The organism is Micromonospora sp. DT229 (genome assembly GCF_049844505.1).
Classification (GTDB): domain Bacteria; phylum Actinomycetota; class Actinomycetes; order Mycobacteriales; family Micromonosporaceae; genus Micromonospora.
On the sequence record NZ_JBNCLD010000030.1, the window covers coordinates 14062 to 34846 of the forward strand.

A 20785-nucleotide genomic window follows, 5' to 3' on the forward strand; every position below is an offset into this window, starting at 1 on the left:
TCGCACGTCGGATACTCCCTTGGGTTGGAGTGGTATCGACTGCGATCAGTGTTTGGGGCGTTGCGCCGACCCCGCATCGGTAGAATCACCAGTCACCCGCCCGCGCGGGCTACCCGCCCCCCACCATCCGGTAGGCCGCACCCGCCTCGGTGAGGGTGCCGTCCTCGCGGTACAGACCGTGCGCCGCGTGCTCGCCGGTGGCCGGCAGGGCGAACCAGGCGTACCGCTCGACGTACGGGGTGGCCTGCAACGCGGCCGTCGCCTTGTCGATGAAGGTGACGAGCTGCTGTGGGGTCGGGTGGCGGGGCGCCCCCTGGCTGAAATCGATCAGGCCGAACTCGGTGATCCAGATCGGCAGGCGGTAGCGTTCGTAGACCGCGTGCACGTACTGCATCAGGTGATTCGCCGCCTCGTCGCCGAAGTCCGAGCCGTACCAGTGCAGGGCGATGAAGTCCACCCGCAGTCCGCGTTCCCGAACACCGCCCAGGAAGCGGTCCAGCCAGCCGCCCGGGGTGTCGGCGCCGAAGGCGACCGCCGGGCTGCCCAGCCGCATCCCGGTGTCCTGAAGCCGGGGCCACAGGTCCAGGGCGTGCTCCACCGACATGTTCGCCTGCCCCGGCAGGTCCGGCTCGTTGAAGCCGAGCAGGGTACGGCCGGAGCGTTGGGCGGTGCTCAGGTCGGCCTCGGTGACGAAGGTCGCGCCCCAGATCATCGGTACGAACTCGGCCCCCGCCGGTACGTCACCGTTCGAGGTGGACCAGTCGTAGTACCAGGTGGCACCCACCTGGCGGATTCCCTCGCCGCCGGGCGGGAAGGCCCAGGTGGCCACCCCCTTCTTCGCGGCCGGTCCGGTGACCTCCGGCCGTCCACCCGCGGCCCACGCCTGGGTGGCAGCCCCGGAACACTCGCGGATCCGCAGCGCCGTCCCGGTGGCCGCGCCACCGGAGGCGTCCAGGCACTTGCCGGACCCGGTGTTGATCACCCTCCCCTGGTCCAGCAGCCAGCTCTGCGCCTCCGTGCCGTTGCAGTCCCACAGCTGCACCCGGGTGCCGTCGTCATGAAGGCCTCCGGCCACGTCCAGACACTTGCCGAGCGCGCGCAGGGTGCCCCGGCGCCCGACCCCGACCCAGTTCTGCGCGGCCGTGCCGTTGCAGTCCCACAGTTGGACCCTGGTGCCGTTCTCCGTCCCGGACCATTGGACGTCGACACACTTGCCGGCCACCCCGACGATCGGTGCGCTGCGGTCGGCCTGCGCCGAGGGTACGGCCGCCAGGCCCACCAGGATCGCCCCGCAGGTAAGGATCGCGCCTACCCAGACGAGCCGTCTGCGGCTCACCCAACGTGAGGTCATGAACAGTGCTCCTCGAAATCCGTGGCTGGTCGCGGGTACCACGGCGGGCGACCCGCCCCGGTTCACCGCAGCGCGCCACGTTTTCAAGGGACACCTCAGCGGCCGTACGCCTCCAGCAGCCGCAGCCACACCTCGCTGACGGTCGGGTACGCCGGCACCGCGTGCCACAACCGGTCCAGCGGAACCTCACCGACGACGGCGACGGTCGCGGCGTGGATCAGCTCCGCCACGTCCGGACCGACGAGAGTGACCCCGACGATCACCTTCCGGTCCTCGTCGACGACCATCCGGGCCCGCCCCTGGTAGCCGTCCGCGTGCAGGGTGGCGCCGGCCACCCGGCCCAGGTCGTAGTCGACCACCCGGATTCGCAGCCCGGCCGCCTCGGCCGCCGCCGCCGTCAGGCCCACCGCCGCGACCTCCGGATCGGTGAACACCACCTGCGGTACCGCGCCCTCGTCGGCTGTCGCCACGTGCCGGCCCCACCGGCCGCCCTCGACCTTCTCCCCCGTGGCCCGGGCCACGATCACGTCGCCGACCGCGCGGGCCTGGTACTTGCCCTGGTGGGTCAGCAGCGCCCGCCGGTTGACGTCACCGGCGGCGTACAGCCAGCCTCCGCCGTCGACGACCCGCATCGTGTCGTCGACCGTCAGCCAGTCACCGGGGGTCAGACCTACCGTGTCGAGGCCGATGTCCCCGGTGTTCGGGGTACGGCCGATCGCGACGAGCACCTCGTCGGCCTCGATCCGCTCGCCCCGGCTGGTCTCGATGTGGACGGTTCCGCTGTCGTCACGGTGGGCGGCCACGGCCTCCGCGTCGAGCTGAACGGTCACCCCGGCCTGGCGCAACGACTCCACGACCCGTTCGGCGGCGAACCGTTCCACCGACGGCAACACCCCGCTGCGGGCCAGCACGGTCACCGAGGACCCCAGGGCGGCGTACGCGGTCGCCATCTCGGTCGCCACCACCCCGCCACCGATGATGGCGAGTCGGCGGGGAATCGACCTGGCCGAGGCGGCTTCGCGGCTGGACCACGGCGCCGCCGCGGCCAGGCCCGGAAGGTCCGACATCCGGGAGCTGCTGCCGGTGGCCACGACCACCGCGTGCCGGGCGGTCAGCCTCGTCGTGGCACCGTCGACCCCGGTCACCTCGACGACCTTGGCGGAACTGATCCGGCCGTGACCTCGGTGCAGCGCGATCCCGACCGACTCCAACCAGGACACCTGGCCGTCGTCGCGCCAGTGTGCGGCGACGGAGTCCCGCCGGGCCAGCACGGCCGCCGCGTCCAGGTCTCCCGTCACGGCCTCCCGTGCACCGGGCACCTGGCGGGCCGCGCGCAACACGGACCCGCTGCGCAGCAACGCCTTGGTCGGCATGCAGGCCCAGTAGGAGCACTCCCCGCCGACCAGTTCCCGTTCGACGATGGCGGCGGTCAGGCCGCCCTGCACGACCCGGTCGGCGACGTTCTCCCCCACCGGCCCCGCGCCGATCACGACGACGTCGTACTCCCACTCGGTCATGTCAGCTCCCCTTCGCAGCACGGCCGGGGCGGATCGCCGCGACGAGGAAGAAGATAGCGCCGGGGGTGGCGTGGCCGGTCGTGTCGATCAAGGACGGATCGTCCGTGGCACTGCGCGGTGCGGCGGGAGGGCACCGGGCGTCATGGGGCCGGACCTGAACAGATACGGAGAAACGCCGAACGGCGGCCTGCTGAACCAGTCAGGCCGCCGTTCGGTGAAGCGTGGATCAGAGCGAGCGGATGTCCGACGCCTGCGGGCCCTTCGGGCCCTGCGTGATCTCGAACTCGACCCGCTGGTTCTCATCGAGGCTCCGGAAGCCGCTCGCCGAGATCGCCGAGAAATGGGCGAAAACGTCGGCGCCGCCGCCGTCCTGGCTGATGAAACCGAAACCCTTGTCACCGTTGAACCACTTCACGGTACCAGTAGCCATGTCTGCTCCTTCGCAGGCTGGTGGAGACCACACTGTGCGGTCTCACTTGCCGCTGCGTTGATCACCCGCGTCGGGAACGACACGAAAACGAAAAAAGCACCTGAACGGGTTTTGGTTAACCCATCAGGCGCCGAAACGTCAAACGGAAATCAAAACTGCAACGAGGCAACCGTAGCACAGAATTTGACGAGGCGCGGGCCACGAGCCGCTGGAGCCGGCGGGGTGGGGCGGCTGACGGCGCAGCGACAGCGCGTGGTGCGCGTTAGACTGGAGCGGTAGACGGCCGCCGGCACTTCGGACGCACTGCCGGATTACGCCACGTTGCGGGCGACGACCAGCGATGTCGTGAGGCAACCCATCGGAGGTCTGGCTGACCTCCAGTTGCGGGTCCGCCATTTCGGGCGGCACTCCGGCACAGGAGAAGGACATGACTCTCGCATTGGCCCCATCCACGGTCTCTTCCCCGGAGCCGCGCAAGCCCGTCAAGAATCTCCGCGAAAAGGGGGCGGAAAGCTTTCACTCCGCGCTCTCCAAGGTTTTGACCACCGCCCTGGAGAATGCCCTTGAAGCGGGCGACCACCCGAAAGCAATCAGCGTCATCAATCGTGGCTTCGCGGAGGGTAGCGCCCAACTCGGCTGCGATCTCCTCTGCCGGGCGATCGCGGTCGTCGGAACGGCCCGGACCTGGACCGTGCAGCTCGCGCCCCTGCGATCACCGTAGGTCCCCGACGGGCACGACCCGCCGCATTCCATCAGATCACACAGCCCGGGTAACCGCAGGTCACGGCACTGAGCCATGGACACGGTCGGGGATAGTCACCGGTGGGGGGCCTCGACCTGCCGCCCACCGGCGAGGGATCTTTCGTCGAGACCTTCGAACCGATCAGAGCCGACAGCGGGAATGACTTGACGCCGGAATACCGATCGAGCATCGTCGATTAACATCGACCTCAGCGATACTCGAACGGGGAGAACCGATGAAGACCCTCGTCACTCTCGCCTCTGCTGCCGCCCTGCTCCTGCTGACCAGCGGCAGCGCCCACCACCGCCCACCGACCGCCGAGGCGCCCTGCCGCGGGCAGATCCACTCGAATCCGAGCTTTGAGCGCGGCACCACCGGCTGGACAGCCGACCCCCGTATCGTCGTGCTCGGCGACGCGGCCAGACCCGCCCACACCGGTCGGGCGTACGCCACCTTCGCCGGGTTGGACGTCACCCGGTACGAACTGCTCAGGACCGAGGTGACCGTGCCGGCCGACTGCAGACTGACGGTCCAGTTCTGGGTCCGGACCCTCACCACGGAGACCAGCCGCGGCGACTACGTGAACGTCGGGCTGGCGGTCACCGGAGAACCCCCGAAGACACGGTTCTCGCTGGCCTACGACGGTGGGCCGCAGTGGCGGCAGTACAGCATGTCCAGCGGGACGGCGACGACCGAGCGCACCGCGTGGGTCACCTTCGGCGCCGTCGAAACGGCCGGCAACGGTGTCACCGCCTTCGACGTCGATGACGTCACCTTCACCTTGAGCTGACCAGGGGGCGGCGGGCAGGACCGCCATCGCAAGCTGCCGATCATTGACGCCGGTCGGCGGCCGACGGCCCGCCACGCGACTGCCGGGCGCGTCTGCGGCAGGCATCGATGATGTCGGGACGCAGCAGGTGGCCGAACCCGGCGCGGTCCACACGCTGCACCAACCCCTCGACATCGGTACGCAGGGCGGCGGCGGTGCTCTCCAGGTGCCAGTCGTGGGCGGCCAGTTGGGACAGCAGGTGTCCACGGCGGGTCTGCGCGGCCGACAGTCGGAAGGTCTTGAGGTAGACCAACCGACCGGTCTCGTCGGTGATGGTCTCGCCGATGTGGTTGTCGGCGTCCGGATCGAAGGCGGGCAGGAACCGGGCCAGGGTGAAGCGACCCAGCCGCTGCACCGGGGTGACGGCCAGCCGCTGGGCGGCGAACAGCCCCTCGGCCATCAGGGTGTGGAAGCTCTGCCAGTCGGCCGCCACCCGGGTCAGTTGGGCGCGCAGGTCGGCGATGTCGGCGATGGCCGTCTCGTCCAGGCGGAAGGTGAAGTCCGGTACGGCCGGATACAGGTGGGTGTAGTGGAAGAGCAGTTCGCCGTAGAGGTCCCGCAACAGGGTGGGGTGCAGGGCGCGGTAGTCGTCCGGGTGTCCGACGACGAAGGCGGCGGCCAGGGTGTCGGCGACGTGGAGCACCATGCCGCACTGGTCGGGGTGGATCTCGAAGACCCGCAGGGCGTCGTCCAGCCCGGGGACGGTGGCTCCGGTGTAGCCGGCCTCCATCCGAGGGGACAGACCCCGGGTGACCGCCTGCCGGGTCCAGTCCTGCCAGGCGATGGGCGGGCCCCCGAACTGCAACGCCAGGTACCCCTCCAGGGCCAGGTGCAGCGGCAGGAAACGCAGCCGCTGCCGATCCTCCCGGCGGGCCATGCGGCGGCGGAACACCAGCCGGATCCCCTCGGGAGGGTGCGGGTCGGTGGGTTCGCGTAGCTGGGTGCCGTAGGCGGCGGCCGGGGTGCCGTCGGTGGTCCAGTCGGCGACGAACCCGTGCGGGATGACCGAGATGTACGCCGTACGCGGTGCCGTCTGCACGATCGACAGGGCCTCGGGGTCGTAGAGCCGGGCGTGCAGGCGCAGGTCGGTGACGGGGCGCTCGCGCAGCAGGGGGACCAGGCGGATCGCCCCCCAGGTCTGGGCGGGGCCGACGGTCAGCCCGGTCAGGTCGAGGCCCTCGGCGCCGGTGGTCACGGCCCGGCCTCCTCGAGGTCGAGGATCCGCTCGACCCGGTCGGCGAGATGACGGCGCAGTTCGTCGAAGCCGGCGTCGCCGGTGGCGAAGCGGGCCAGTTCGACAAGCGCGGCGGCATCCTCGGCGTCCCGGACACCTACCGTGGCCACGTCGGGAGCGAGTCGGCGTACGTCGAAGGTGTCGGCGTCGTAGACGGGGTTGAGGTGCACGATGCTGGTGTGCTGGTCGGGATCGAGGCGGGTGCGCCAGATCCGCAGCACCTCCGCGGCCTGTCCGGGTGGGGCGTTGTCCCAGCCGTCGGAGACGATGACCAGCCGGTCGGGGCGGTGTTCGAGCGCGTCGAGGATGCGTGCCCCCAGTCCGGTGGCCCCGACGGGATGGACCAGCAGGGGGTCCCCGCGATGGTGCAGCCACAGCCCGGTGAAGTCGGCGGCCAGGGCCTCCAGCAGATAGTGGGTGGCCAGGGCGACGGCCAGGGGTCGGCGACGCTTCGCCCCGGAGCCGGCGGCGGAGTAGCTGTCGTCCAGGACGGCCACCACCCGTCCCCAGGTGCCCGCCTGGCGGCGCGCGGCTCGACGGGCCGCGGCCCGCAGGGCTCCGGTCAACTCCTCGCTCCGCTCGGCGCGTTCCGCCCGGGGCAGCGACAGGGTGTAGCTGGCCAGGCGGGTCAGGGGTGCGGTGGCCAGGTCCATCGCGACGCCGGTGACCTTGTGCCGTACGGCGCTGCCCTGCAACCGCAGCCGTTCGGCGGCGGTGAGCCTGGGTGCGATGCCGGACAGGAACCGGGCCCGACCGATGCCGTGCTGGGCGGCCAGTCCCTCGGCGACGGTGTACGGCAGTTCGTACAGGGCCCGCTGCTCGTAATGGGCGCGCCGCCACGCCTCCAGGATGGGGGTCTGGTAGCGCTTGGGTCGACGCCAGTCGAACAGCACCGTGCCGACCTCGCCGGGAAGCGGCAGATGGGCGTGCCGGGCCGCGACCGACAACGATCGGCGGTACTTGATCGCGTCGAAGGCCGGGTCGGGCCGGGCCGTCACCCAGTCACGCACGATGGCACGGGTACGTCGGTTGTTGACCCCCAGGCGGCGTAGCTCGCGGAACACGCCGTACACCCGTTGCGGGGGCAGGGTCCGCAGCCGCGCCGCGATCAGTCGCCCCTCCAGCGCACGCTGCGCGTCGCTCGCCTCCCGGGCGGTGCGCAGCAGGTTCGTCACCACCATTGTGGCGTTGAGGTGGTTGATGTCCAGGGCGAGGGTGGCGGCGTACAGGTCGCGGTAGTTGCCCAGCACGTACTCGTGTAGGAAGTCCAGGGACAGCCGCTGCGTGGGCGCCGCGGAGCTGAACTCGCGCTGGGCCGTCGAGGCGACCGCGGCGTTGACGAACATGACCACGTCCTCACACGCGACTCGATCCGCCCGCGACATGACCGCGACTCCACCTTCTCTGGTGACCAGGGTGCCGGCCGGGGAATGGGGGCACGAACTGCGAAGCATCGCTTCAGAGGCGGGTTCCGGAAGTCGCACCGAAGTCCCGCGGCCGGCCCGGCCACGATACCGGTCACGATCAACCCCGTTCGGCGGCCTGCGCGCAGGGTCTCGGGTGTCGATACTGATGGACGTCGCGCAGCCCCATGAGGGACAGTCGCACCATGGAGAACTCTGTCGCCGTACGGCATCGCTCGATGGATGAAATCATGGCAGGGCTGCACCTGGTGCGGCAGTCCCCCCAGGACGGCGGCACTCTGGCCCTGGCGGTACGCCGGCCGGCCGTCGATGCCCGCGAGGTGCTGTCGGAGGCCGAACTGGACCCCGACGCCGGGCTGCTCGGCGACAGTTGGAGTCAACGTCCCAGCAAGCGTACGCCCGACCGGTCACCGCATCCCGACATGCAGTTGAACGTCATCAACTCCCGTTTCGTCGAGCTGATCACCGGTGCCGATCCGCAGGCCTGGGCGCTGGCCGGGGATCAGCTCTACGTCGATCTGGACCTGAGCGTGGAGGCCTTGCCGGCCGGTACCCGCCTGGCGATCGGCGACCGAGCGGTCATCGAGGTGACCGATCAGCCGCACACCGGTTGCGCCAAGTTCGCCGCCCGGTTCGGACGAGACGCCCACAAGATCGTCTGGGCGGAGGAAGGTCAGCGACTGCGGTTGCGCGGCCTCAACGCCCGAGTGGTCGTCGGCGCCACGATCCGGGTCGGCGACACCATTCGCCGCCAACCCTGACCTCCTCACGCCGGTTACGCTGCCGGTATGCGGCTGGTCATCATGGCGGACACCCACGTGCCGAAGCGGGCCCGTGACCTGCCGCCCGGGCTGTGGGCCGCCGTCGACGCCGCCGATCTGGTCATCCACGCCGGCGACTGGGTCAGCGTGGAACTGCTGGACGAGGTGCAGCGGCGCAGCGCCCGGCTGATCGGTGTCTACGGCAACAACGACGGCCCGCAGTTGCGCGCCCGGCTGCCGGAGATCGCCCGGGTGGAGGTGGCCGGGATGCGGATCGCGGTGGTGCACGAGACCGGTCCGGCCACCGGCCGAGAGGGCCGCTGCGCGGCCCGCTTTCCCGACTGCGACCTGCTGGTCTTCGGGCACTCCCACATCCCCTGGGACAGCGAGGCCCCGGGCGGCCTACGGCTGCTCAATCCCGGCTCGCCGACCGACCGGCGCCGTCAGCCGTACGCGACCTATCTCACCGCCGAGCTGGCCGACGGCCGACTGGACGCCGTCACCCTGCACGAGGTGACCCCGCCCAGCCGGCCGCAACGCCGTGTGACGCCCTAGGGCGCCGGCACCGCCGCCGCGTTGCCCGGCATCCGGGTCACGCTGGGCAGCTGCGGCGCGGGCTGCGCCGAGCGGCTGCTCACGTCGCCGGTCGGGCACATCGCGGTGAGCAGGAAGGTCTGCCAGGCGATGTCGATCGGGTGCGGATCGGGAAAGCCGACCTGATAGTGGCTGATGTTGATGCCGGAGGACACCTGGCGGGTGCCGTCGCGGCTGTGCAGCGAGTAGGTCAGGTGACCGAACACCGCGCCGTCGTGCCCCCAGAACTCCCCGCACGGGGTGGGCAGCGAGTAGATGCCGAGGCCGTAGGTGCCGGCTTCGGGCAGCTCCGGCAGCATCGGCACCCCGTCGAGCATCTGCTTGAGGGTGGCGGGGCTGAGCAGGTCTCCGTCCAGCAGCGCGCGGAAGAAGGTGTTCAGGTCCGCCATGGTGGAGATCATCTCGCCGGCCGTCCACCCCCAGCTCATGTTGAACTCGCTCAGGTCGCGGACCCCGAAGGGGGCGAAGTAGGCGCCGCCGTGCGGGCCGCGGATCGTCGGATCGGTGCCCGGGAAGCTCGTCCCGGTGAGCTTCAACGGTCGCAGGATGCGCCGCTGCACCTCGGCCGGGGCGTCGTTGCCGGTCACCGCCTCGATCAGCAGTCCGGCCAGGACGTAGTTGGTGTTGGAGTAGCTGAACGTCGCACCGGGGGCGCCGGTCGGTGGCATGGCCAGACCGGTGGCGACCAGGTCCGCCGGGGCGTACGTGGTGACCTGCATCTGGTTGAGCGAGGCGTACGAGTCGATCATCGCGTTGGTGTAGTTGCCGATGCCGCTGGTGTGATTCAGCAGCATCCGGACGGTGACCTGGTCACCACGCTCCCCCGGCACGGTGTCGGGGAGCCACTTGCCGATCGGATCGTCCAGACCCAACCGTCCCTCGTCGACGAGTTGCAGCACGGTGGTGGCGACGAAGGTCTTGGTGATGCTGCCGATGCGGTGGCGCATCTGTGGCTGCATCGGTCGAGGTTTGGTCAGATACGCCTGGCCGGCGGCGTCGCGCCAGTCATGCCGGCCCTCGCGTACCTCGGCCAGGACGCCGGGCACCCCGGCCTCGGGTACTGCGGTGAGCGCGGCGCGTAACTCGGCGCGGTCCGGTCTGTCGGCGGACGGCCCGGGCTGCGCTGCGGCGGATGCGGGTAGAACAGCGATCGTGGCCGCCAGCATCACGCCGGCAGCCACGATCTTGCGTGTCCGAAGAGTACTGAACATGACTACATGATCGTTGTGTCCCCGGCGATCCGCAGCCCCTGCCGGGAAATCACCGACCGACTCGCAGCGCCAACCGGTCGAGATACTTCACCTGAAGCCACCCGAACGCGACCAGGAAGAGCAGAATCATCGGTATCGGCAGAACCGCGCCGAGGGCGAACTCGTCCGTGGTCAACCCCCACCTGGCGAACAGCAGGAGAGCCTCCAGCGGCGCCGGCCGATTCAACGGGGTGGACGCCACGAGCATCGGCCAGAGCACCTGTCCGGCGGTGATCAGCCAGGTGACCAGCCCGACCAGCAGGATCATCGGCGCCGCCGGGGCGAGCATGGCGCGCCCGAACCCGGTGCCCGCCCGCCACCGGGGTTCCAGCCCACGGAACAGCACGGTGAACAGGAACAACGCGGGAATGCTTACCCAGCCCGGCGGCACCAGCCCGAGGAAGGTGTTGAGCTGCTCGAAGTCGGCGGCCCGCAGGAAGGACTCGATGGCCAGCGGCCCGGTGCCGACGAACAGCCACGGCGCGAAGGGCAGCAGGAGCAGCTCGCTGAACCGACCGAGGGGACGCAGGCCCCCGATGGCGAAACCGGCGGCCGCCGCGACCGCGACCGTGACCACCGCCGACAGCAGGGTCGGCAGCCAGGTCGCCATCAGCATGCCGCTCAGGTCGGGAGTCGGCATCGGCGGGATCTCGGTGGTGAAACGCAGGCTGCGGCTCAGCCACGGCCAGGCCGCCCACAGCATGACGGCGAGCACGAACACCCCTGCGACCACCAGCCCGATCCGGGCCTGCCGGTTACCGGGTGACTCGGTGACCAGACCGGACGCGGCGACCGGGCCGGACTTGCTGACCTCGCCGTGCGGGTGCTCGCGGGGGGTGGCGGCCTCGTCGACCACCTCGATGCGGGCCTTCGTGAGCAGCAGCAGGGCGGTCGCCGCCAGGCCCAGCAGGGCCAGCGGGATCAGCAGCAGCACCGCTGCGGCGGAGCCGCGACCAGCCGCCAGCTGTTGCAGGGACTCGGTGACCACGTACGTCAGGGGGGTACGGACTCTGCCCGTCAGCAGCGACGCGGTGTAGGTCTGCAGGGCGACCGCGATGATCCCGAGCACCAGCAGACCGGCGACGGTCAGCGCCGCCGGCAGGGCGTCGCGGCGGTGCCCCCGGCCGCGCAGGGTGCCGAGGAAGGCCGTGGTGGCGACCGCCACGACCAGTCCGCCGCCACCGACTGCGGTCAACTCCGCGAGGGTCGCGACGGGACGGTCCAGCATGGTGCCGGGTTCCATCCGATCGAGACGCCAACCGATGAGCAGCGCCACGGGCGCGTACCCGGCGACCGGCACCACGATCAGGGCCCGCAGCGCCAGCCGGGCCCGGCGCCCGGCGCGATCGGCGAGCAGCGCCAGCACCGGTGCGACCAGCAGCGCCAACGCCAGTGGCACCAGCGCCAGGAGCAGGGCCGAGCCCATGTCACCGAGGAATCCCTGGGTGAAGACGGCCTCGTAGTTGGCAGAGCCCACACTCTCGGTGGGGCCGCGCATCTGGTCACGGGTGGTCGAGCGTCCCACGGCCTGCAGGGTGGGAATCAGATACGACCAGGCGAGGGCTATCAACGCGGGAAGCAGCAGGAGGATTCCGAGACCGATCCGGGTACCCCTGTCCGGTCCGGTACGGGCCGCCGTCATCGTGGGTGCTGCCATGCTCATGCCGCTCCTCGCCTCTTCGGACCGTTGGCCGGTCCCGACGATAGGGCCAGTGATCACGTCGCGCCACTCCTCCCGGCGGCATACATCGTCGATGTGGTCTCCGTTGAGTACCGGGACGTCCTCATCGCTGAGTACGGATACTCAGGGGTGGGCGGATCGCACCCTCAGGTCCCGCCCGGCGGGCGGCGTCGCGGCGCGGGAAGGTGACGACCGCCGCTGATCGGACCACTGGCCGTAGGCCCCGGCCTCGACTCCGTAGCCTGGGCGGGTGACATCGGTGCGGGAGCGGATCAGGGCGGTTCTCGCCGGGGCGATCGACTACGAATCGGGGCTGGACGCCCTGGCCGTGGCCCGGTCGACCGAGGTCGATCCGGAGCTGGTGGCCGTGAAGGACGAGGCGTGCGCGCGGCTGTGGCGGGGCGGATGGCAGCCGGCCGAGTTGCACCGGGTCGTCGCCCGACGGGGTCAGCCGCGCCAGGCCGACCTGGTCACCGACGCGGTCGCCGGGTACCTGCGACAGTTTCCCGCCGGCACGGTCGACCCGCGGTGGCGGGCGCAGGCGGAGTTCCTCGGCGCGCAGGTCTGGTGGTCCAGCGACGCCAGGTACCTCGACGAACTCGCGGCGCGCTGGCGGCTGGACCGGGTGGCCGTACTCGATCTGGTGTTGGGTCTGCTCGTCATCCTGTCCACCCTCCCGCCGATCGAGGTGCTCCTTCCCCCGCCCGGCTCCCCCGTGCCCGGGGACCGCCCGGATGCGGCGGGGTCGTCCCGGGTCGACGCCCGGCTGCTGGATCGGGTCCGCGCCCTGCTGGCCAAGGCGGAGTCCACGACCTTCCCGGCCGAGGCCGAGACGTACACCGCCAAGGCCCAGGAGTTGGCCACCCGGCACAGTCTGGACGAGGCGCTGCTGGCCGCCCGATGCGCCGACCCGGCGCCGGTGGTGCCGTACGCCCGGCGCATCGGGGTGGACCACCCGCACGAGAAGGAGAAGGCATCCCTGCTGGACGTGGTCGCCCGGGCCAACCGCTGCCACACGGTCTCCTCACCGGAGTTGGCCTTCAGCACCGTCTTCGGCTTCGACACCGACATCGAGGCGGTGGACCTGCTCTACACCTCCCTGCTCGTGCAGGCCCACCGGGCGATGGCCCGGGCGGAACCCCCGGGCGGCAAGGCGGGGCGGCGCCGCCTGAAGGCGTTCCGACAGTCCTTCCTGGTGGCCTTCACCGTCCGCATCGACGAACGGCTGACCGAGGCTGCTCAGCTGGCCCTGGCCCAGGTCACCGGTCCGGGCGAGGGCACGGGCAGGGCCGACCCGGCCGATCTGCTGCCGGTGCTGGCCGCCCGGGACGAGCAGATCCGCGACACCATGCGGCGGGTCTTCCCGCACACCGTCCGGGCCCGAGGCAGCCGGGTCGACAGCCGCGAAGGCTGGGAGTCCGGCCGGCAGGCCGCCGACCGGGCCACCCTGCCCACGGACACCGGCCGGCACTCCTAGGGCGGCCCGGCGCCTACTCCCGCCAGCCGGTCAGTTCCACCCCCTTGGCCAGTTCCACCCGGAAGCCCAGCGCGATCTCGCCGCTGTCACCCGGGGCGAGGGACAACCGCCAGGTCAACTCCCCCAACTCCGTACGCTCGACCGGCGGCGGCACCAGGGTGGTCTCCCGTACCACCACGGCCTCGTCGCGGGAGACCGGCAGCTGGTCACGCACCTCGACGGTGGCCGGGCGGGGGGTGTGGTTGGCGACCGTGATCAGGTATTCCACCTCCCGCCGCCGGGTCGAGCCGAGGGTGGCCTTGGTCTCGGTGCGTCGGTGCAGCTTCCGCTGGACCCGCAGCCGGTCGTCCACCCCGAGGGCCAACTCGGTCTCCTCCCCCGGCGCCCACATCGGCAGCCGGATGGAGGCGATGAAGTCGGCGTCGTGGAACACCGCCGCCGGGCCGGGCAGCAGGGTGTGCGCGGAGGTGTTGCGGACGGTGGCCCGCAGGTGCGCCTCGGTGGCGCGCAGCGGCACGGTGACATGGTCGAGCCGGGCCGGCAGTTCCAGCACGGCGATGGTGGCCCGGTGCGCGCTGCCGTCGGCCGGCACCGCCACCGGTCGGGCGGGCCGGTAGGTGGCCGCACTGACCCCCTGCTCCACCTCGGCGACGCTCTCCTGCAGCTTCGGAGCGGCCGCGCCGGCCCGGGCCGGGGCCCCACGGACCGGGGCCCCGCCGGGGGCCGGCGGGACCATGCCGACCGACATCTGCGCCGACATCACCACGGGCGGCGCCGGCCGGAACCGGTCCAGATACCACGGCGACAACTCGGGTACCCCGGTGGTGGCCGCCGGTCGGGCGGTGGACAGTTGCAGTTCGCACTCCGGCCAGTCCTCCCCGGTGCTCTGGCTGACCGCCCCGAACCAGGTGACCGTGACGGTGTCGTCGACCAGCCGCACGTCGTAGGAGGGCTGCCAGCCGGCCCCGTCCACCAGGTAGGTCAGCTCCAGCTCGACCTCGGCCTGTTCGTCCTGCACCGCCACGATCACCTCGACGGCCAGCCGGTCCGGTGCCCGCTTGCCCTGGGCGGCGCCGAGCTCCCGCCCGACCGCGGCCAGTTCCTCCGTCAGCTCGGTACGCCGACGGGCCAGCTCGCGTCGCCGGGTCCGCGATTCGGCCAGCTGCGCGGCCACCGAGTCGGTGAAGGCGGCCACGTCGCTGGGCGCCGCGTCGCCGGCCGCCAGGGCGCGGGCGTAGGTGCCACCGGCCCGCTCCGCCAGTCGGGTGAGGAACTCCCCGCGCTGCTGCTCGATGCCGTCCGTGTCCTCCGTCTCGGCCAGGTCGTCGGCCAACTCGCGGCGACGCTGCTCCAATCCGACCACCTGGGCGTCCGTGCTGCGGGCCTGCCGCCAGGTGGTCACCTCCACCCCGAGCACGACGGCCGGCCCTCGACCACCGACCCGCACCGAATCCCGCCGCAGGCCGAGCGGGAGTGGGGCGACTCTTATCCGGTGCTGCCCGGGGGCCAGTCGGAGGCCGCCGCGCCGGGTGACCCGGGCCCGGTCCGGATAGACGGTGACGCCGACGACGGGTGCATCGATCTCCGTTGTGTCCACGGCGGGGAGGGTAGCCGAGCCCGGCCCGCCGCACCGACCCGTGCCGGTACGGTCCGGACCGCCGGGTTCATCGTCGGCGCAGGACGGCGTAGACCATCCGGTTGCTGGTGAACTCGGAGACGGTCACCAGTTCCCAGCCGTACGCCTCCAGCACCTCCGCCGCCGCGACGGCCTGGGTCACCTGGTCACCACCGATGCCGTGCTGGGCCACCACGCACAGCAGTCGATAGGGGTAGCCGCGAAGATCCGCCCGGTTGCCGAGGATCGCGCCGGCGGAAACGGTGCGGGTGCGGGCGATGTCCTCGGAGGTTTCTCGGGGGGCCACATCGGCACCCTAGCGGCGGCCGACCGGCCTGTCCCGGTGGTGGGAAACCGGTACCGTCGAGGTCGTGCCTGACTCCTTGGGTGGTCGCCGTCTGGGCGTGGTCCTCGTCGCCGTCGCCGCACTCGCCGGCTGTGACGCGGAGACCCCCGTCGCCGCCCCCTCGGCCCCGGCGCAGACCTCGGCCGGTGTCCCGAGTGCCACCCCCTCGCCTGCCGGCCCCTCCTACTCGGCCGCCGAGTTGGACCTGTGTAGGCGTACCGACCTGGCGCCGCTGGCGGACCTGGCGTTGACGGTGACCCGGACCGACCCGAAGCCGCCGCCGGGACGGCCCGGGGCGGCCTGTCTGTTCGAGATGCGCACCAGGTCAGGCCATGAGGCGAACCTGCGGGTGGAGGCGTCCACTCCGGCCACCGCCGAGGAGGCCCGGCTGCTCTACCAGGGCACCCGGGAGGCGACCGGGATGACCCCGGCGGGCCCGGTGGCCCAGGTGGGTGAGGAGGCGGAGGCCTTCACCAAACGGTCCACCCCGGGGTTCCGGTACGCCGAGTACATGGTGCATTCCCGCACCGGGAACCTGGTGGTGAAGGTGTGGCTGGCTGTCGGCGGCGAGGCCTACCTTCCGACGGCGACCCTGGCCTCGGCCGCCCTGGACATCCTCACCGCGACCCAGTCCGCCGTACCGACGATCTGATCAACCCCGCACGGCCTGCGGCCACTGCCCGCCGGGCAGCTTCGAGTGGTCGCCCACCTGGGTGGCGATGTCCCGCACGTTGCCCAGCGCGTCGACGAACCGCTGCCCGATGGTGAGCAGGGTGTTCAGACCCGCGGTGACGAGGTCACCGATCGACTTGGCCAGGGTGGAGACGGCCCAGGGCAGGTCGATGACGGTGCTCGCCTCCGCCGCGGCCTGCACGAGCTTGCCGGTGAGCCCGGTGACTATCTTGGCCAACTCGACCGCGTAGTCGACATTGGCCTTGGCGATGTTGAACAGCCACTGGCTGATGAACTCCGCCTTGACCACGGTCTCGTCGACCGCTGCCTTCTGCTTGGCCGCCTTGGAGTGGTAGGCACTGGCCGCGTCCCCGGTCCACTTGGCCAGGTTCTCGTTGTCCGGCTCGGTGGTGACGAAGGACAGGTTCGACACCGGGGACTTCACATCGGTGACCCAGCGGAAGCTGATGTTGATCAGGGAGAGCACCGGCAGTTGGTGCTCCAGGGCATGATCGACCCGGTCGAGGACACTGTTCAGGCCGCCCCGGACGTCGTCCAGATTGTTCTTGATCCACCACAGCGCGGCCGGCCCGAGCAGCCACTTCCAGCTGTTCACCTTGTCCACCAGCTGGTTGAAGCTCTCGATCGCGGAGTTGATGCCGGTACGGATCTGGTCGAAAGCCTTGTTGAACGGCTCGCCGTACTCAAGCTGACTGGTCGTTGGCTGCACCCTGTCGTCCTTCGCGCTCAGTGGGTGTAGATCTGGTTGAGGTCGAGAGAGATGACCGCGTCGGCGTCGTCGTACTCGTCGGCGATTCGCCGAAGGGCGTCACCGATCTGCTCGAACTCGGTCACCGCCCCGCCGAGGACGCCGACCAGGAAGCGATGGAAGTCCCGGTAGGCCGAGGAGTGCAGGACGACGTTCGCGTCCCCGATGAAGAAGGCCGAGGCGTCCAGGTGCAGTTGGTCCGCCGCCAACTTGATCAACTGCGCCCGGTCGGACAACCTGAGCCACTTGCCGCCTTCGTCGCGCACGGCCTCGGTGATGACGGAGACTTCCTGCATGTCGAAACCTCAGGATCGTTTCTGGGAGCGGACCAGAGCGTACGTCCGGAACAGGGCATGCGCCTCGTACCGCAGCGCGGCGGCATCCAGCTGACCGATCCGGCGGATGTCACCGACGATCGAGACGACAGCCCCGTCGCGCATCCGCAGGGTCAGCACCCCGGCCGGGCTGGCGACCTCCTGTTCGGACACCACCTGCGGTGGGCGAGCCAACCCTTCGAGTTCGATATCCAGGTCGTGCAGGGTCTGCCAGGTCTGCCGCAGCCACTGCTCGTCGTCGGGTTCGGCCTCGTCGCTGGCGCCTGACGGTGCCTGGGCGGCTCCGCCGGTGCCGCTCGGCTGCGCCTGGGCGGTCTCGTCGGAGTCTGCCCGCAGTTGCTGTAGGGCGACGGCCTCGACGGCCGTCTGCACCGCGGTCGTGTACGCCGTGAAGAGGGCATCCGGGGCACCGCTGACCCCCACCCGGCTGCGCCAGTCGCGGGACACGGTCACTTCCTCGACCTGACCGGCGGTGTCCACGACCACTGTGATGGCACCGGTGGGGTCCTGACCGGAGTGGGTGCTGGGCCGCCGCTCGGTCTCCGCCTGACGCAGGGCCCGGGTGGCCTGTTCCCGCAGTTCCTCGTCACTGCCGAGGGAGTCGAGGGTGGCCAGGGACATGCGTATGTGCCGTCTGTCTTCGCCCATCTCTCCCCACCCCGTAGCGTCGACGAACACATCGATACCGTCTTCGAACGCGAAGCAGGGTCACCGTACCGCAGAAGGGTCATGGCTTCGATCCCGCGCCGGTGCCCTCGGCGGCCGATCCGGGGGTGCGCTTTCCCGCAACTGTCGTGCGGACCTCCACTCCTCGGCCGGGGTCAGCGGAACGGGTGCGGGACGTTCGGTCGTCGTGGTCAGCTCGATCCGTCGGCCCTCTTCGGCCGAGCGGAGCAGGGCGGTCATGATGTCGAGTACGTGCAGGGCCAGCTCGCCGCCGGCCCGGGGCGGACGGGTGTCGTCGGCCCGGACCAGGTCGATCAGGCCGATCCCCCGGGCGGCGGCGACGTAGCCGGCCTGCGGTTCCAGGGGACGCCACTCGGGGTCGCCGAGGGCCCGGCGGCGGACCGTGCCCTCGAAGTGGTTCGGATCGGGTACGGCCAGGGTGCCGTCCTCCCCGTGCACCTCGATCGGCGCGGCCATCGTCGCGACACCGTCGAAGCTGGTCGTGAGGGTGGTCAGGGCACCGTCCGCGTGTTCCAGCACCCCGGTCACGTGGGTCGGCACCTCGACCGGGATCTGCTGCCCCTGGCGGGGACCCGAGCCGATGATCCGGACATCACGCAGCCGACTGGCTGCCCCGATCACCGCCCGGACCGGCCCGAGCAGGTGGACCAACGCCGAGATGTAGTACGGCCCCATGTCCAGCAGCGGGCCCCCGCCCGGGGCGTAGTAGAAGTCGGGTTCGGGATGCCAACGCTCGTGCCCGGGGGTGACCATGACCGCCGATGCCGCCATCGGGCGGCCGATCAGCCCACCCTCGATGGCCGCGCGGGCGGTCTGGGTACCGGTGCCCAGCACGGTGTCCGGGGCACACCCGACCCTCACCCCGGCCGAGGCCGCCCGGTCGACGATCGATCGGCCCTGCGGGAAGGTGGCCGTCAGGGGCTTCTCGCCGTAGACGTTCCGGCCCGCCTCGATAGCGGCGCCCGAGATCTCGGCGTGCGCCGCCGGGATGGTCAGGTTGAGCACCGTGGTCACCTCGGGATGGTGCAGCAACCCCTGGACACTGACCGCCTCGGCACCGGCAATCGCGGCGGCGGCAGCGACGGCCCGGGTCGGGTCCAGGTCGGCCACCGCGACGATTCGCACGGCGGGATGCCCGACGAGGGTCTCCAGGTACGCGCGGGAGATGAACCCCAGACCTACGATGCCGACGCCGTGCGGGTCGCCCACACCATTCCCCTCTCGATGACGGTACGCACGCAGGGGTGCTCCAGCACGTCGAGGCTGTGTCCCGGGGTGGTCACGACGATCCGCCCGGCCCCCCAGTGCCGGGTCCAGATCGCCGGCGAGGTGACCGGCCGGTGCCACGGCTGCCATTCCCGACTCGGATGAGTGGTGGTGGCCAGCACCTCGATCAGGTCGTCGTGCAGCACCCAGTACTGCTCGGTGACCAGGTCGAAGTCCTCGATCCCGGCGGTGATCGGATGCTCGGCACCCAGGGGGGTGATGGTGATCGAATGGGGTAGGAAACTGTCCTGCTCGGTGCCGCAGCGGTCCTGCGGCCGGACCCCGGGGTGGGTGGCGAACTGGCCGCCCACCAGGTGCAGGTACTCCGCGTTGGCCCGGAAGGAGTCGACGATGCCGCCGTGCCACCCGGTGAAACCCGTTCCGGCGGCGACCGCGGCGGACAGCCCGGCCACCTGCTCCGCGGTGATCTGCGACATCGTCATGCACTGCACTATCAGGTCGGTGGCGGCCAGTTCGGCGGCGTCGGAATAGATCTCCGTCGACTCTTCCACCCGGACCGTGTATCCATTGCCTTCGAGGAAGGGAATGAACAGCTCCGTAGCCTCGACCGGCCGGTGTCCCTCCCACCCACCTCGGACCACCAGGGCTCTGCGCCGCGCCACTGACCCTCCTTTCCGGTTCGTCGCTCCGGGTCACTGCTCCCACCCGACCGACGCCCGCATCGTCCATCGACAACCGTACCCGTCCAGCGGTCTCCTCAGTGCCGCAGCCGAGAGGCCCTGCGGGACCGGACGGGTATCCGGTTTGTCGCGGAGTCGACTCAGGTGGACATCCCGGTCCGACATACGACGGTAAGGAAGCCGAATTCGCTTCGGGGTATGGCTACACTCTGTCCGGCCCTCGGCTCAAGCCGATCGGCCGACCGCGATCCGGTAGGGACGAGGAGACGAACTGTGACCGGTCCAGAAGTGGCACCGCCGGGGGTCGACATGAACGCTCCGAGCGTCGCCCGGGTCTACGACTTCTTCCTCGGCGGCAAGGACAACTTCGCCGTGGACCGGGCGGTCGCCGAGCACGCGATCAGGATCACCCCGGACGGCCCGCAGGCCGCTCAGGCCAACCGCGCCTTCCTGCGGCGGGTGGTGCGCTTCCTCGCCGCCGAGCAGGGTGTCAACCAGTTCCTGGATCTCGGTTCGGGTCTGCCCACCCAGGGCAATGTGCACCAGGTCGCCATGCGCCACGACCCCCAGGCGCGGGTGGTCTATGTCGACAACGACCCGATCGTGCTGGCCCACGGGCGGGCCCTGCTGGCCGGCGACGGCGCCACCACGGTCGTCCAGGCCGACATCCGCTCGCCGGAGGCCATCCTGCAACACCCACAGGTGCGGCAGGTGCTGGACTTCGACCGCCCGATCGGGTTGCTGCTCTTCGCGATCCTGCATCACCTCAGTGACGACGAGGACCCCAAGGGGGTGGCGGCGAAGCTGATCGAGGCCCTTCCCTCCGGCAGCTACGTGGCGATCTCCCACTTCCGTGATCCCGGCGAGCGACACCCGGAGGCCTCCCGCAAGGCCCACGAGGTCGAACGGGTCTTCAACGAGTCCCTCGGCACCGGCCGGTGGCGTACCGATGAGGAGATCCTCTCCTTCGTCGAAGGCCTGGAGGTGCTGGAGCCGGGGCTGGTGCCGCTGCCCGAGTGGCGGCCGGAGCCGGACGAGACCACTGTGGACCAGAGCGACACCTACCACACCTTCATCGCGCTGGTCGCTCGCAAGCCGTGACGCCGACCCGGCGGCGGCCGATCTCCCAGCGGGTGGATCGGCCGCCGCCGGTGCGTCAGTTCG

21 protein-coding genes are annotated in these 20785 nt (G+C 70.9%); 7 read left to right on the forward strand and 14 right to left on the reverse strand.

Annotated features, from left to right (window positions below):
- Window positions 1-109: 109 nt before the first annotated feature.
- The 3 genes from ACLQ2T_RS28000 to ACLQ2T_RS28010 form a co-directional block, all read right to left on the reverse strand.
- Entirely contained in the window at window positions 110-1351 is a 1242-nt protein-coding gene (locus ACLQ2T_RS28000) for a glycoside hydrolase family protein (protein WP_425769354.1), read from the reverse strand.
- A gap of 95 nt (window positions 1352-1446) precedes the next feature.
- Window positions 1447-2868, reverse strand: a complete 1422-nt coding sequence (locus ACLQ2T_RS28005; protein WP_425769355.1) for a dihydrolipoyl dehydrogenase family protein — start codon at window positions 2866-2868, stop codon at window positions 1447-1449.
- Window positions 2869-3094: 226 nt separating this feature from the next.
- Entirely contained in the window at window positions 3095-3298 is a 204-nt protein-coding gene (locus tag ACLQ2T_RS28010; RefSeq protein ID WP_425769356.1) for a cold-shock protein, read from the reverse strand.
- A 427-nt stretch (window positions 3299-3725) separates the two neighbouring features.
- Here ACLQ2T_RS28010 and ACLQ2T_RS28015 point away from each other — a divergent pair, with 427 nt between their 5' ends.
- Together ACLQ2T_RS28015 and ACLQ2T_RS28020 are read left to right on the forward strand one after the other, a co-directional pair.
- Window positions 3726-4019 (forward strand): hypothetical protein, encoded by a 294-nt coding sequence (locus ACLQ2T_RS28015; RefSeq protein WP_425769357.1) that lies wholly within the window; start codon window positions 3726-3728, stop codon window positions 4017-4019.
- 256 nt (window positions 4020-4275) lie between these two features.
- Window positions 4276-4830, forward strand: coding sequence for a hypothetical protein (locus ACLQ2T_RS28020; protein WP_425769358.1), 555 nt, complete (start codon window positions 4276-4278; stop codon window positions 4828-4830).
- Window positions 4831-4870: 40 nt separating this feature from the next.
- Here the strand turns inward: ACLQ2T_RS28020 and ACLQ2T_RS28025 are convergent, their stop codons facing one another.
- Both ACLQ2T_RS28025 and ACLQ2T_RS28030 read right to left on the reverse strand, forming a co-directional pair.
- Window positions 4871-6064: an ARPP-2 domain-containing protein gene (locus ACLQ2T_RS28025; RefSeq protein WP_425769359.1), complete on the reverse strand. Its 1194-nt coding sequence runs from the start codon at window positions 6062-6064 to the stop codon at window positions 4871-4873.
- The gene (locus ACLQ2T_RS28030) at window positions 6061-7488 is read right to left on the reverse strand and encodes a hypothetical protein (protein WP_425769360.1); all 1428 of its coding nucleotides are present in this window, start codon (window positions 7486-7488) and stop codon (window positions 6061-6063) included. Before ACLQ2T_RS28030 ends, ACLQ2T_RS28025 begins: the two co-directional genes overlap by 4 nt.
- A 224-nt stretch (window positions 7489-7712) precedes the next feature.
- Between ACLQ2T_RS28030 and ACLQ2T_RS28035 the strand changes: the two genes are divergently transcribed.
- Window positions 7713-8288, forward strand: a complete 576-nt coding sequence (locus ACLQ2T_RS28035) for an MOSC domain-containing protein (RefSeq protein WP_425769361.1) — start codon at window positions 7713-7715, stop codon at window positions 8286-8288.
- Between the two features lie 27 nt (window positions 8289-8315).
- Complete coding sequence (locus ACLQ2T_RS28040; RefSeq protein WP_425769362.1) at window positions 8316-8843, forward strand: metallophosphoesterase family protein; 528 nt, start codon at window positions 8316-8318, stop codon at window positions 8841-8843.
- Here the strand turns inward: ACLQ2T_RS28040 and ACLQ2T_RS28045 are convergent.
- Both ACLQ2T_RS28045 and ACLQ2T_RS28050 read right to left on the reverse strand, forming a co-directional pair.
- Window positions 8840-10063, reverse strand: a complete 1224-nt coding sequence (locus ACLQ2T_RS28045; protein ID WP_425769384.1) for a serine hydrolase domain-containing protein — start codon at window positions 10061-10063, stop codon at window positions 8840-8842. The two genes, ACLQ2T_RS28040 and ACLQ2T_RS28045, sit on opposite strands and share 4 nt — an antisense overlap.
- 79 nt (window positions 10064-10142) lie before the next feature.
- Window positions 10143-11795, reverse strand: a complete 1653-nt coding sequence (locus tag ACLQ2T_RS28050; protein WP_425769363.1) for a sugar ABC transporter permease — start codon at window positions 11793-11795, stop codon at window positions 10143-10145.
- A gap of 268 nt (window positions 11796-12063) precedes the next feature.
- On the opposite strand from ACLQ2T_RS28050, the gene ACLQ2T_RS28055 reads away from it, so the two are divergent.
- Window positions 12064-13290: a DUF2786 domain-containing protein gene (locus ACLQ2T_RS28055; RefSeq protein ID WP_425769364.1), complete on the forward strand. Its 1227-nt coding sequence runs from the start codon at window positions 12064-12066 to the stop codon at window positions 13288-13290.
- Window positions 13291-13303: 13 nt separating this feature from the next.
- Here ACLQ2T_RS28055 and ACLQ2T_RS28060 read toward each other — a convergent pair whose 3' ends face one another.
- Window positions 13304-14887, reverse strand: coding sequence for a DUF4139 domain-containing protein (locus ACLQ2T_RS28060; protein ID WP_425769365.1), 1584 nt, complete (start codon window positions 14885-14887; stop codon window positions 13304-13306).
- A gap of 67 nt (window positions 14888-14954) precedes the next feature.
- Window positions 14955-15212 carry a transcriptional regulator gene (locus ACLQ2T_RS28065; RefSeq protein WP_425769366.1) on the reverse strand — a complete coding sequence of 86 codons (258 nt, stop codon included), beginning with the start codon at window positions 15210-15212 and terminating at the stop codon, window positions 14955-14957.
- A 64-nt stretch (window positions 15213-15276) separates the two neighbouring features.
- Between ACLQ2T_RS28065 and ACLQ2T_RS28070 the strand changes: the two genes are divergently transcribed.
- The gene (locus tag ACLQ2T_RS28070) at window positions 15277-15903 is read left to right on the forward strand and encodes a hypothetical protein (protein ID WP_425769367.1); all 627 of its coding nucleotides are present in this window, start codon (window positions 15277-15279) and stop codon (window positions 15901-15903) included.
- Here ACLQ2T_RS28070 and ACLQ2T_RS28075 read toward each other — a convergent pair whose 3' ends face one another.
- From ACLQ2T_RS28075 to ACLQ2T_RS28095, 5 genes are read right to left on the reverse strand one after another with little or no spacing between them, the layout of a single operon-like run.
- On the reverse strand, window positions 15904-16653 hold the full coding sequence (locus tag ACLQ2T_RS28075) for a hypothetical protein (protein ID WP_425769368.1): 750 nt from the start codon (window positions 16651-16653) through the stop codon (window positions 15904-15906). It lies immediately after the preceding gene.
- Window positions 16654-16670: 17 nt separating this feature from the next.
- Window positions 16671-16988, reverse strand: a complete 318-nt coding sequence (locus tag ACLQ2T_RS28080; protein WP_425769369.1) for a hypothetical protein — start codon at window positions 16986-16988, stop codon at window positions 16671-16673.
- A gap of 9 nt (window positions 16989-16997) precedes the next feature.
- Window positions 16998-17675 carry a hypothetical protein gene (locus tag ACLQ2T_RS28085; protein WP_425769370.1) on the reverse strand — a complete coding sequence of 226 codons (678 nt, stop codon included), beginning with the start codon at window positions 17673-17675 and terminating at the stop codon, window positions 16998-17000.
- A 60-nt stretch (window positions 17676-17735) separates the two neighbouring features.
- Window positions 17736-18923 carry a Gfo/Idh/MocA family protein gene (locus tag ACLQ2T_RS28090; RefSeq protein WP_425769371.1) on the reverse strand — a complete coding sequence of 396 codons (1188 nt, stop codon included), beginning with the start codon at window positions 18921-18923 and terminating at the stop codon, window positions 17736-17738.
- Window positions 18893-19603, reverse strand: a complete 711-nt coding sequence (locus ACLQ2T_RS28095) for a ThuA domain-containing protein (RefSeq protein ID WP_425769372.1) — start codon at window positions 19601-19603, stop codon at window positions 18893-18895. Before ACLQ2T_RS28095 ends, ACLQ2T_RS28090 begins: the two co-directional genes overlap by 31 nt.
- A 291-nt stretch (window positions 19604-19894) precedes the next feature.
- Here ACLQ2T_RS28095 and ACLQ2T_RS28100 point away from each other — a divergent pair, with 291 nt between their 5' ends.
- Window positions 19895-20722, forward strand: coding sequence for an SAM-dependent methyltransferase (locus tag ACLQ2T_RS28100; protein ID WP_425769373.1), 828 nt, complete (start codon window positions 19895-19897; stop codon window positions 20720-20722).
- Window positions 20723-20785: the final 63 nt, after the last annotated feature.

Coding starts and splice junctions, on each gene's coding strand:
- ACLQ2T_RS28085 (WP_425769370.1), bottom strand. CDS start 17,675: ATGGGCGAAGACAGACGGCACATACGCATGTCCCTGGCCACCCTCGAC.
- ACLQ2T_RS28010 (WP_425769356.1), bottom strand. CDS start 3,298: ATGGCTACTGGTACCGTGAAGTGGTTCAACGGTGACAAGGGTTTCGGT.
- ACLQ2T_RS28080 (WP_425769369.1), bottom strand. CDS start 16,988: ATGCAGGAAGTCTCCGTCATCACCGAGGCCGTGCGCGACGAAGGCGGC.
- ACLQ2T_RS28000 (WP_425769354.1), bottom strand. CDS start 1,351: ATGACCTCACGTTGGGTGAGCCGCAGACGGCTCGTCTGGGTAGGCGCG.
- ACLQ2T_RS28030 (WP_425769360.1), bottom strand. CDS start 7,488: ATGTCGCGGGCGGATCGAGTCGCGTGTGAGGACGTGGTCATGTTCGTC.
- ACLQ2T_RS28020 (WP_425769358.1), top strand. CDS start 4,276: ATGAAGACCCTCGTCACTCTCGCCTCTGCTGCCGCCCTGCTCCTGCTG.
- ACLQ2T_RS28015 (WP_425769357.1), top strand. CDS start 3,726: ATGACTCTCGCATTGGCCCCATCCACGGTCTCTTCCCCGGAGCCGCGC.
- ACLQ2T_RS28035 (WP_425769361.1), top strand. CDS start 7,713: ATGGAGAACTCTGTCGCCGTACGGCATCGCTCGATGGATGAAATCATG.
- ACLQ2T_RS28040 (WP_425769362.1), top strand. CDS start 8,316: ATGCGGCTGGTCATCATGGCGGACACCCACGTGCCGAAGCGGGCCCGT.
- ACLQ2T_RS28050 (WP_425769363.1), bottom strand. CDS start 11,795: ATGAGCATGGCAGCACCCACGATGACGGCGGCCCGTACCGGACCGGAC.
- ACLQ2T_RS28005 (WP_425769355.1), bottom strand. CDS start 2,868: ATGACCGAGTGGGAGTACGACGTCGTCGTGATCGGCGCGGGGCCGGTG.